This window comes from Neobacillus drentensis NBRC 102427 (assembly GCF_001591445.1).
GTDB lineage: Bacteria > Bacillota > Bacilli > Bacillales > Cytobacillaceae > Neobacillus > Neobacillus drentensis.
This window is the reverse complement of the sequence record NZ_BCUX01000034.1, coordinates 39,909-50,884: the sequence shown is the minus strand read 5'-3', so window position 1 is coordinate 50,884 and position 10,976 is coordinate 39,909. Positions and strand designations below refer to the sequence as shown.

Genomic DNA, 10,976 nt, shown 5'->3' with positions numbered 1-10,976 from the left:
CCGCTAAACGGGTGCTTCCGCTTTTCGTTTTAAAATACTTGTTCTACCTCAACGATGCCAGGAACTTCTTCTAAAAGAGCCCTTTCAATACCGGCTTTTAGTGTGATGGTTGAACTTGGGCAGCTTCCACATGCACCTAGCAGGCGAAGTTTCACAATACCCTCCTCAACATCTACTAATTCACAATCTCCGCCGTCGCGAAGAAGAAATGGACGTAATTTATCTAGTACTTCTTGAACTTGTTCAAAAATTTCTTGCTCTGCCAAATTAATCGACTCCCTTCCTATAACTTATATTATAATGTCATCGGCGTTAAAAATCCATTATCAGAAATTAGGAAAACACACATTTAAAGACATTTTCTTGGTTTTTATAGTAAAAATGAGATAAGCTGAATTAAAAAAGGCAGGAATGAAAAAATGAATAATCAAGAAGTAGAGATTGTCGTTTATGGAGCCGAGCAATTATGCCCAAGTTGTGTTAATTTACCTTCCTCCAAAGAAACGTTTGAATGGCTGGAGGCAGCGATTGCCAGGAAATTTCCGGACCAACCCTTTAAAATAACTTATGTTGATATTTACCAGCCGACTGGGGAAAGTGAAAAACTCGATTTTGCTAAAAAGGTAATCGAAAAGGACATGTTTTATCCAGTGGTAGTTATTAAGGAAAAAATCGTTGGTGAAGGAAACCCTCGCTTAAAGACTGTTTTTGCAGAGTTGGAAAAACACGGTTATAAGGCTAATTAACAAACAAGAAGAAGCACTCCACAAAGGAATGCTTCTTCTTGTTCGTTCACCCATTATGATATTTGTACATCCATAAAATCCCCGTTTTTAACATACGCGCGACTCGTCCTGTGATGGCCCGGTCAGCCATCATCCCAAATCCATGCTTTTTCCCCAGGGAACCAAGAATTCCCTTTAGTTTGATTTGTGGGAAGGAAGCAGGCGGCTCTTCACCATTCCAACGTCTTTTGAGTACTTCAACAATTTGTTCCGCTTGGCCCTCTGCTAATTGAGCACTCGGTGCATGGGGAAGACTTGCGCAATCCCCGAGTATAAAGATATGTTCATCATTCGGCAAATGATGGAGTGGGGTAAGGACAAGTCTGCCCATTCCATCTTTTTCCCCGTCCATATCCCGGACAACTTTATTGGCCTGAATTCCTGCGGTCCAGACAATAACATCGCAATGGATCGGCTCTTCGTGATTGTATAATACATTTTCTTCTACCTTAGTAATATTGGAATTGTTGATAATTTCGACAGTGTTCTTTTTAAACCAATTTTCAACATATTTGCTTAATCGTTCCGGGAAAGATGATAGAATATGCTGGCCCCTATCAAATAATTTGATGTTAAGGTCCTCTCGGCTTTCACTTAATTCACTTGCTAACTCTACACCGCTAAGTCCTGCCCCAACGATACCAACAACCGACTCAGGTCCCAGATTGTTTAAGACGGAGTAGGTGAGACGCGACTTTTCGATACTCTGAATACTGTAAGTGAACTGATCTGCGCCGGGTACATCATGGTACTTGTCCTCACAGCCAAGACCGATAATTAGCTCATCGTAGGCAATAGGCTCCAAATCTCTCATAACCACTTTTCTATCTGATGTTTCCACCGCGATGACTTCCCCATATTTTACTTCTAAGCGATCGTGTACCGGGAAATCAACTCGAATCTCTTTATCTGAAATCGTTCCTGCGGCTAAGGCGTAGTACTCTGTTTTTAAGCAATGGTAGGGTACACGGTCCACAAGAGTTATCTTCACATCGTCTGGTAAATGGTTGGGAAGAAGTTCGTTTAAGATCTTCATTCCACCATATCCACCACCTAGAATTACAAGGTTTTTCATAAGTATTTCCCCTTTGAATATCCCGTTATCATATAAATGCTTCCTAGTGAGCAATAAAATAAGTAGAATAATTATTTCGTTTATTTCCCACATACGAGTATATCTAAAATGTGTCAAAATAACAACATTTATAGAGGCTTTCTTGACAATGATACAGCGAACATGTTAATTGACGAAGTAGATGAAATGGAGTAGGATAATTAGTTGTGGAGAGGTGAAAGTAATGATTCAACCCATCATCGAATTTTGTATTAGCAATCTTGCAAATGGTGCACAAAAAGCACTTGAAAAATTAGAAAAAGATCCTAACTTGGATATTATAGAATATGGATGTCTTGGATATTGCGGAAAATGTGCAACTACCTTATATGCTCTAGTAAATGGCGAAATTGTCACAGGGAAAACTGCCGATGAACTCGTAGATAACATTTATCAATATTTGGAAGAGAATCCGATGTTTTAAAATGAGGGAGCGTTGCCGCTTCCTTATTTTTATATATTCATATGTTATTATGAGGGAATCGTATTATTTGAGTAGTTAACAATTCGTGTATATAATTAATGAAAAGCCTCAATTAAGGAGGGGATCATAATGAGTAATGAAGTGGTTATTTTAACAGAAGCAGCATCGTTGCATATTAAAGAAATGATGAAGCATAACGAAGAAGAAGGTGCACTGTTACGTGTCAGCGTAAAAGGCGGTGGCTGCAGCGGTTTATCTTATGGGATGGGTTTTGAACATACAGTAAACGAAGATGATCTCACATTTGAACAATTTGGGATTCGAGTGCTAGTTGATAAAGAGAGTGCACCCATTTTACAAGGGACAAAGATTGATTTTAAAGAATCCATGATGGGCGGCGGCTTTACGATTGACAATCCGAATGCCATCGCGTCGTGCGGCTGTGGTTCTTCATTTAAAACGGCTACGGCAACTGGTACACCGGAAGAATGCTAAAATAATAAATAAGAAAAAAGCGTCCTGCAAATGGACGCTTTTTTCTTATTTATTAAACATCGATGAGCTGTGTAAAGGCTGAATCTTTGCTTTTGGGTCAATGAAGGCTTTTGCGTTGTTTACTGCAGTTGGTGCTTCACCAAAACCACAAGCAATTAATTTCACTTTTCCATCATAGGTACAAATATCGCCAGCAGCATAAATGCCCGGAATATTGGTTTCCATTTTTGAATTGACGATAATCGAGTTCTTTTCGATCTCTAGACCCCATTCCTTAATTGGTCCAAGCGATGAGACAAAACCATAGTTACAAATAACAGCATCCACATCGAGTGTTACTTTCTCTTCACCATTGACCGTTTCAAGGACAACCTGCTTAATTCCGCTTTCATCGCCAATCAGTTCAGCAGGAACATAAGGTGTCTTTACATCTGCTTTTGAGTTATATAAGTTTTCCACACTATGTTCGTGAGCACGGAATTTATCTCTGCGGTGAACAATGGAAACTTTTTCAGCAATAGGCTCAAGCATTAACGCCCAGTCAACGGCAGAGTCTCCGCCGCCAAAAACGACTACCTTTTGGTCTGCAAACTGATTTAAATCCTCAATAAAGTAATAGAGATTTTTGCGCTCATATTGGGCAGCACTTTCTAGCTCTAACCGACGCGGTTGGAAAGCGCCATTTCCAGCGGTAATAATTATCGTTTTTGAAAAGTGGACTTCTTTATTTGTTGTTAATTTAAACGTACCATCCGCTTGCTTTTCTAACTTTTCAACTGATTGCTCAAGGGCAATAGTAGGTTCAAATTTGCGCATCTGTTCTTTTAAATTATTTATCAATTCTTGAGCGCGGATTTTTGGGAATCCAGCCACATCATAAATATACTTTTCCGGGTAAAGCGCTGATAATTGCCCGCCTAACTGTGGCAAACTCTCAATGATTTTGACTGATGCTTGTCTCATTCCACCGTAAAAGGCAGTAAATAGACCGGTAGGACCGCCACCGATGATCGTTATGTCATAAACTTTTTGATTTTCTTGCACCCCGTAACCCCCCAACTCGTAGTTAGAAACTCCAATCACTATAATATCATAAAATAAAAAATTCTCACATCTTTATGAGCTAATATTCGCAACAGAAGCAATATTTAAAACAAAAACAAAATGATGAGCGAGATGCAAATTACTTATCTATTAAAGTTAAATAATTTATAAATATCGCTTGATAATCCTCTAAAAGTAGCATAAGATGTATGGAGGATAGATTGTTAAATTTTTGTGACATAAATAGCAAAAATTTGTGACACTCATTGGAACTATTTACACTCTTAGCGTACTAACTTCTGCGATAATCTATATCCATACCAATGAAGTTCGTTTTTTTTAGACTCATACGTGAATTATCTCACATACATTTTTCTATTATTCAAAATAAAAAAGGTTAAAGCAGTGGAAGCTAAGAAAAAGAGGGTTTATTCAAATAAAATAAAAGGTGGAAGTGATCACTTTGAGAAAGCCTAAAATTGTTATTCTTGGTGCTGGTTACGGTGGACTAATGACAACAGTTCGCTTACAAAAATTAATCGGTGTTAATGAAGCGGATATTGTATTAGTGAATAAAAATGATTACCATTATGAAACTACATGGCTCCATGAAGCTTCAGCAGGCACGTTGCATCATGATCGTGTCCGTTATGATATTAGTGGTGTAATTGACCGCAGTAAAGTCGATTTTGTACAAGATACAGTCGTAGAAATCAACAAAGAGGAAAAGAAAGTTATCCTAGAAAAAGGCGAAGTCAGCTATGACTACCTTGTGATCGCCCTTGGCGGCGAACCAGAAACGTTCGGTATTAAAGGATTAAAAGAATATGCATTTGGAATCTCTAATGTAAATTCTTCCCGTCAATTACGTGAACATATTGAATATCAATTTGCCACATACAATATGGAAGAAGAAAAGAACGACAACCGTTTGACTATTGTTGTTGGTGGTGCCGGATTTACAGGAATTGAGTTCTTAGGTGAATTAACCAATAGAATCCCGGAATTATGCCAAGAATATGATGTGGATTTTCATAAAGTAAAAATTATTTGTGTTGAGGCTGCACCAACTGTCCTCCCTGGTTTTGAACCAGAATTAGTGAATTACGCCGTTTCGCAATTGGAAAGAAAAGGTGTGGAATTCTTTATTGGCACTGCCATTAAGGAAGCTACCGAAGAAGGAATTTTTGTTGCAAAAGGCGAGGAGGAACCACGTGAAATTAAGGCTGGTACTGTAGTTTGGGCTGCCGGAATTCGTGGAAACTCGATTGTAGAAAAATCAGGTTTCGAAGCAATGCGAGGAAGAGTGAAAATCCAGCCGGACCTACGCGTTCCCGGCTTTGAGGATATCTTCATGATTGGTGACAGCGCACTAATGATTAATGAGGAAATCAATCGTCCGTATCCTCCGACCGCACAAATTGCCATGCAGCAAGGGGAAGTTTGTGCCCGCAATATCGCAGCATTAGTTCGTAATAAATCGGAGCTTGAAACTTTCCACTTCGATAATAAAGGGACAGTTTGCTCGCTTGGTGAAGATGATGCAATCGGAGTTGTATTTGGTAAAAAAATTACCGGTGCAAAAGCATCCTTTATGAAAAAAGTAGTCGATAATCGTTCTCTTTACATGATTGGTGGCACTGGCCTGGTATTGAAAAAAGGGAAGTTTAACGTATTCTAAAAAATTTGTTAACCTAAAGGGACAGAGAAATCTGTCCCTTTTTGATATGATTAAAATAATGAATTCTGTGAGGGGGAGTTTAAATGAGCAGTCGCGAAAAACGTGGGAAGGTTTGGTTAGCTGTTGCCGGGTTGGTAAAGTCTAAAGATGGACAATGGCTTGTCGTCAAGAAACGATATGGCGGTTTAAAAGGTCAATGGTCCTTGCCGGCAGGGTTTGTAGAGGCGGGAGAAACTGCAGATGAAGCGGTCATTAGGGAAGTCTGGGAAGAAACCGGTATTAAATGTCAGGTAAAGGGGTTCATGGGACTGAGAACTGGTGTTATTAAAGGTGAAATCAGTGATAATTTGCTCCATTTCCTGCTGGAGCCGATAGAAGAGGGCGAGGTTATTCATCAAGAAAACGAACTGTTTGAAGCGAGATTTATGGCACCGGAAGAACTGCTTCTCGAGAAAGACTCATCGGTTGTGCTCCAATATCTGATAAAAAATAATGTTTCCTTCTCGAAGCCAGGAATTAGTGACCTAAATCCTGGTGATCAGTTTGGGTATACGGCATATAAATTATTTTTTTAATTTTTAGAAAATTTATGTGACGCTTAGTAAATGAAAGAATTCTTAATGTGTATCCGTTTTCTTGGGGGAATTTGCCTAAATTCAGGCCTTTCCATTTTAGCTGATTCTTGATATATTATCAGAAAATTAAGTTAATTATTAAGGAGATGATTTAAAATGACAATTAAGAGTTTGGACTCAAAAACTTGTGATTACTGTTCCGGGAAAGGCTATTTTCAGCTGGTACTTGGGGGATCGGAAACCTGTACTTGCTGCGAAGGAACTGGTAAGAAAAAAGAATAAGCTGTTTTATTCATTTACCGCTTCTTCGATACTATTCGGAGGGCTTTTTTTTGTGGAAAAAAGGCGGAGCGCTGCATCCGGAAAGTTTTGGAATGTAAAAATAATTCGTAAATATTGACTCTCTTTTCGACATTAAGTACACTAAATGTTGATGTATAAGGGGGAATCTCGGATGCAAATGAGCATTGTTGTCTTAATCATATCGATTTTATTATTCTTTGTATTATTTTTTGGAATTGGATTTATCCTAAATATGCTTCTCAGAATGTCATGGGTTATGGCAGTAGTTTATCCGATTGTGGCAATTTTTATTGTTGATAAAGTAAGTTTTAGTGAATATTTTACAAATAGCAAAATGGCCTTTAACGAATTGGGCCAAAGGTTTTCTTCCTTAGCAACTGCAGATATTCTTATATTAATTAGTGGACTGGCTGGTGCGGTAGCTGCTGGTTTTACGATAAAGCTGCTACGGAAAAATGGATATCAGATGTTTTAAGACTTTTACTCCCGGGTAAAGGTCTTTTTTTAATATAAAATTTTAATGAAAAATTTTCCTTCCTCTTTTTTTGAATAATTTCCATCAGCTTGGGAATGAATATTTTGGGAGGAGTGAAAAATTTTTATGAAAAAAATTAAAAATTGGACTAGGCGATTTGCTATGTTGTGTCTTTTCTTGATGGCAATATTAGCGACCTTCCAATCTATTTCTGGAGTAAATGCCGAGTCGCTGATGAAGCAATTTGCCACTGTTATTTCAACCACTAAAACGGTATCCGGAACCGTACGTTCCTTAGAAGACGAAATTGATTGGTCTAAATATCCTAAGCTAAATGTTACAGCCACTGGGTATACTGCCGGTGTTGAATCAACAGGTAAGAGTGAAGGTCACCCGGAATATGGGATTACCTACTCAGGCGTAAAAGTCAAACGTGATTTATTTTCAACTGTCGCAGCGGATTTAACTGTTTTCCCAATCGGAACAATTCTCTTTATTCCGGGATACGGGTATGGCGTTGTTGCTGACAAGGGCGGGGCCATAAAAGGAAATGAATTAGACCTTTATTATGAAACGGTAGACGATGTTTATAATAAATGGGGGAAAAAGAAGTTAGACATTTATGTTGTTCAAAAAGGTAATGGGAAACTAACCGAGCAAACACTTAAAGCATTAAATGAAGATAAAGCGATGCAAGTATTTCGCGGGCAGTATATTAGTACCGAGAAGCGATAGAAGCAGGCTGCATGCCTGTTTTTTATTTTGACAAAATGTTCATTTTAAATGGTTAGTTAGTCGAAATAAATAGGTTTATTGGTTATAATTAAATTCGAATATGATGGAGGTGAAGTAATTTGTTTGATGTGAAAAAGGAATTAAACCTATCTACTGAGCATGAGGGTTTAATTATAGGTCTTTTTGATAAACCGGAAAAATTTTCAGGCCTTTTGATGAGTCTTGATCAGGGGTTTGAAGGACAACTTACAGATTTGGTGAAATCTGGGGATATCTCGGCAAAGTTAAAAAGTATCAGTAAAGTACATAGCTTCGGTAAAATTGGCGCCAAACGAATTTGGTTTGTAGGTCTTGGAAAAGAAAAGGATTTAACCTTTGATAAACTTAAAGAGGCGTTTGGCAGGCTATTTAAAGAAGTGCAAAAGAGCAAGCTTGAGGAAACAGCTGTTTATTTGGATTCCTTCACCACAGAGGAAGTAAGTGGCTTAGATGCCTCACATGCGTTAAGTGAAGCACTCTCCCTTTCCACTTACCAATTTGAAGGCTACAAACAAAAATCGAATGTACCTGAGAAAAAACTCGAGCAAGTTACGATTTATTCTGGTGCTTATGAGGAAGCGGAAGTCCATGCGTCACTTACTGTGGGATTTGCTTTTGGAGAAGCAACTAATTCTGCACGAACACTCGTTAATATCCCAGGCAATTTGTTAACAGCAACACGCATGGCCAATTATGCCCAGGAACTTGCTGAAAGGTATGATTTCGAAGTAGAAATTCTTGATAAAGCAGAGATTGAAAAGCTTGGAATGGGTGCATTCCTTGCCGTTAACCAAGGGTCGACTGAGCCGCCAAAAATGATTGTCCTTAAATATCAGGGGAAAGACGAATGGAAGGATGTCATCGGCCTCGTTGGAAAAGGAATTACTTTTGATACAGGCGGTTACTCGATTAAAACCAAAGCAGGTATTGTTGGGATGAAAACGGACATGGGCGGAGCTGCAGCCGTGCTTGGCGCAATGGAAATCATCGGTGAGACCCAGCCAGAGCAAAACGTGGTCGCGGTCATCCCATCCACAGATAATATGATTAGCGGTCATGCCTTTAAGCCGGATGACGTGATTACATCGATGAGCGGGAAAACCATTGAGGTGTTAAATACAGATGCGGAAGGCCGCCTTGTGTTAGCGGATGCAGTTACCTATGCCAAGCATCATGGTGCGGATTATCTAGTAGATGTTGCCACCTTAACAGGTGGGGTGATCACAGCACTTGGTCTCCACACAACTGGAGCCATGACCAACCATGATCAATTATATCAACAGGTATTGGAGGCTTCTGTCGAAGCTGGCGAGCAGATGTGGCAATTGCCATTATTTGAAACGGAGATCGAGCGGGTAAGAAACAGTAAAGTAGCTGACTTAAATAATTCGCCCGGCAGTGAAGGCCATGCCCTGGTTGCCGGTGCGTTTATCGGTGAATTTGCCGAAGGAACCCCGTGGGTACACTTAGACATCGCTGGGACAGCAACTTCGTCCAAAGCATATGATTTAGGTCCTGCAGGAGCGACAGGCGTTATGACCCGGACGCTTGCCTTATTTGTAGAACGGTTTGAACCAATTGAAAAATAGCGAAGCCTCCGGAGTGTCTCCGGGGGTTTTTTAGGCTAATTCTAGCCCACTCCAACCTCCTCCTTTTCGCATATGAAATAGAGTAGGCAAGTATAGAGCAAAAGGAGGTATGGTTATATGTACCCTTATCGAAGTCCCTACCCAGTACAAGATCAAAGGTTTATAGGTTTTGGATTGCCATTGGCAATAGGTGGGCTTAGCTTTTTAGGAGGTTTATTAGGAGGCGGACTAGGTGCCTCATTTGCAGCACGTCCATTTTACGGAGGATTCGGATACCCTGGATTTGGGTATCCGGGTTTTGGAGCCCCCGGTTTTGGAGCCCCCGGTTTTGGAGCCCCTGGTTTCGGAGCTCCTGGTTTTGGAGCACCTGGTTTCGGAGCCCCGTATTACTATTAATAAAAGAGAAACAGCTCTTGGGCTGTTTTTTTATGTTGTGCGATTTTTTAAAGGAAAATTAATAAATAAAGCGAATAGAATAAAAAGACAACATTACATAGAGGAGGTATAGGAATGATTGAAAATACACTGCTTCAATCCCTCGGGATTGAGATTACCCACATTGAAAAAGGAAAGGTTATCGCAACCATGCCTGTAGATGAAAGGACTCGCCAGCCTTTTGGAATCCTACACGGAGGGGCCTCTGTCGCCTTAGCGGAAACGGTTGCGAGTGTAGGGGCGTATGAGTTGGTTGATAAGGAACTAGAGGCAGTTGCCGGGCAAGAGATTAATGCGAATCATGTCCGTCCCAAAACGGAGGGGATCGTAACTGCGATTGGTATTGTCCTTCATCAGGGGAAAACCACTCAGGTGTGGGATATAAAAATTACAGACGAGCAAGACCGCCTTGTTTGTGTGTCCAGATGTACGATGGCCGTTATTAAATTAAAAAGATAAAAAGACTTAAATAAGGATGGAGTCATTCCCATGCTTTTTAAGGTACTATTGATGAAAAATTTAAAAAATTAACTTTAATTTCATGTTATAATATAAGAAATAAAAAAATAGAAAAAAAGCACAATTTTTTGTACAGGTTTCTTTATATAATGTAATAAAAGGAAACGTAAAGGTGGTGAAATGGTTGAGAGCAAAGCGGCAATATTTGTTTATCGATTTTGAGTTTACAATGCCTGAACGCAATGTTCGCATGAAGGACTTTTATGCAGAAATAATCGAGGTTGGAATTGTTGCGGTTGTTGATGACCAAGTAACAGAACAATTCTCATCCTTTGTGACTCCACTGAAATTCCCAAGACTAACGGAACGCTGTAAATCCTTTTTACATATTACTCAGCAGCAAGTAGACAAGGGGTTATCAATTTTTGAACTGGTTAAAAAATTGGAGGAGTTCAATCAGCTTAATTATGAAACAACCATTGTTACATGGGGGAATATGGATATGAAGGTACTTCGGCATAATTGCTTAAAGGCAGGGGTTGAATTTCCGTTAAATGCAGCTGAATTAGATCTTTCCATGGAATATAAACGCTTCTTTGGGGATCAAAATCAAACCGGTCTCTGGAAAGCAGTGCAGGAATATGGCAAAGAAGGGACAGGCAGGCATCACCGAGCCCTGGATGATGCGTTGACTACCTTTAATATATTCAAGCTGGTTGAAAAGGATAAACGTTATTTAGAAAAACCAGAACCAACAACCATTGGTGACCGGATCGATTTCTCAAAATTATTAAACGAATTCGCATAAAAGGCCAAATCATTC

15 protein-coding genes are annotated in these 10,976 nt (G+C 39.5%); 12 read left to right on the top strand and 3 right to left on the bottom strand.

The window, feature by feature from the left end; translation table 11 throughout:
* Window positions 1-29: 29 nt before the first annotated feature.
* Window positions 30-287, bottom strand: a complete 258-nt coding sequence (locus BDR01S_RS16725) for a NifU family protein (protein ID WP_235846593.1) — start codon at window positions 285-287, stop codon at window positions 30-32.
* A gap of 132 nt (window positions 288-419) precedes the next feature.
* On the opposite strand from BDR01S_RS16725, the gene BDR01S_RS16720 reads away from it, so the two are divergent.
* On the top strand, window positions 420-746 hold the full coding sequence (locus tag BDR01S_RS16720) for a YuzD family protein (RefSeq protein ID WP_066258562.1): 327 nt from the start codon (window positions 420-422) through the stop codon (window positions 744-746).
* A 46-nt stretch (window positions 747-792) separates the two neighbouring features.
* On the opposite strand, the gene BDR01S_RS16715 is transcribed toward BDR01S_RS16720, so the two are convergent.
* A complete protein-coding gene (locus BDR01S_RS16715; RefSeq protein WP_066258559.1) occupies window positions 793-1,860 on the bottom strand; it encodes an NAD(P)/FAD-dependent oxidoreductase in 1,068 nt (355 codons plus the stop codon).
* Between the two features lie 223 nt (window positions 1,861-2,083).
* Between BDR01S_RS16715 and BDR01S_RS16710 the strand changes: the two genes are divergently transcribed.
* Complete coding sequence (locus tag BDR01S_RS16710) at window positions 2,084-2,323, top strand: YuzB family protein (RefSeq protein WP_066258557.1); 240 nt, start codon at window positions 2,084-2,086, stop codon at window positions 2,321-2,323.
* Between the two features lie 129 nt (window positions 2,324-2,452).
* Window positions 2,453-2,818: a HesB/IscA family protein gene (locus tag BDR01S_RS16705; protein ID WP_066258554.1), complete on the top strand. Its 366-nt coding sequence runs from the start codon at window positions 2,453-2,455 to the stop codon at window positions 2,816-2,818.
* Between the two features lie 45 nt (window positions 2,819-2,863).
* Here BDR01S_RS16705 and BDR01S_RS16700 read toward each other — a convergent pair whose 3' ends face one another.
* Complete coding sequence (locus BDR01S_RS16700; protein WP_066258552.1) at window positions 2,864-3,862, bottom strand: NAD(P)/FAD-dependent oxidoreductase; 999 nt, start codon at window positions 3,860-3,862, stop codon at window positions 2,864-2,866.
* A 463-nt stretch (window positions 3,863-4,325) separates the two neighbouring features.
* On the opposite strand from BDR01S_RS16700, the gene BDR01S_RS16695 reads away from it, so the two are divergent.
* From BDR01S_RS16695 to kapD, 9 genes are all read left to right on the top strand, one after another.
* A complete protein-coding gene (locus BDR01S_RS16695; RefSeq protein WP_066258548.1) occupies window positions 4,326-5,543 on the top strand; it encodes an NAD(P)/FAD-dependent oxidoreductase in 1,218 nt (405 codons plus the stop codon).
* An 83-nt stretch (window positions 5,544-5,626) separates the two neighbouring features.
* Complete coding sequence (locus tag BDR01S_RS16690; protein WP_066258546.1) at window positions 5,627-6,118, top strand: NUDIX domain-containing protein; 492 nt, start codon at window positions 5,627-5,629, stop codon at window positions 6,116-6,118.
* A 156-nt stretch (window positions 6,119-6,274) separates the two neighbouring features.
* The gene (locus BDR01S_RS25830) at window positions 6,275-6,400 is read left to right on the top strand and encodes a YuiA family protein (RefSeq protein ID WP_169801454.1); all 126 of its coding nucleotides are present in this window, start codon (window positions 6,275-6,277) and stop codon (window positions 6,398-6,400) included.
* Window positions 6,401-6,572: 172 nt separating this feature from the next.
* Window positions 6,573-6,896, top strand: a complete 324-nt coding sequence (locus BDR01S_RS16680) for a YuiB family protein (protein WP_066258540.1) — start codon at window positions 6,573-6,575, stop codon at window positions 6,894-6,896.
* A 234-nt stretch (window positions 6,897-7,130) separates the two neighbouring features.
* Window positions 7,131-7,631, top strand: coding sequence for a stationary phase survival protein SpsC (spsC, locus tag BDR01S_RS16675; protein ID WP_439951484.1), 501 nt, complete (start codon window positions 7,131-7,133; stop codon window positions 7,629-7,631).
* Between the two features lie 119 nt (window positions 7,632-7,750).
* Entirely contained in the window at window positions 7,751-9,259 is a 1,509-nt protein-coding gene (locus BDR01S_RS16670) for a leucyl aminopeptidase (protein ID WP_066258538.1), read from the top strand.
* A gap of 117 nt (window positions 9,260-9,376) precedes the next feature.
* Complete coding sequence (locus BDR01S_RS16665) at window positions 9,377-9,655, top strand: hypothetical protein (protein ID WP_066258537.1); 279 nt, start codon at window positions 9,377-9,379, stop codon at window positions 9,653-9,655.
* Window positions 9,656-9,769: 114 nt separating this feature from the next.
* Window positions 9,770-10,153, top strand: coding sequence for a hotdog fold thioesterase (locus tag BDR01S_RS16660; RefSeq protein ID WP_066258535.1), 384 nt, complete (start codon window positions 9,770-9,772; stop codon window positions 10,151-10,153).
* A 184-nt stretch (window positions 10,154-10,337) separates the two neighbouring features.
* Complete coding sequence (kapD, locus tag BDR01S_RS16655; RefSeq protein WP_082797467.1) at window positions 10,338-10,961, top strand: 3'-5' exonuclease KapD; 624 nt, start codon at window positions 10,338-10,340, stop codon at window positions 10,959-10,961.
* Window positions 10,962-10,976: the final 15 nt, after the last annotated feature.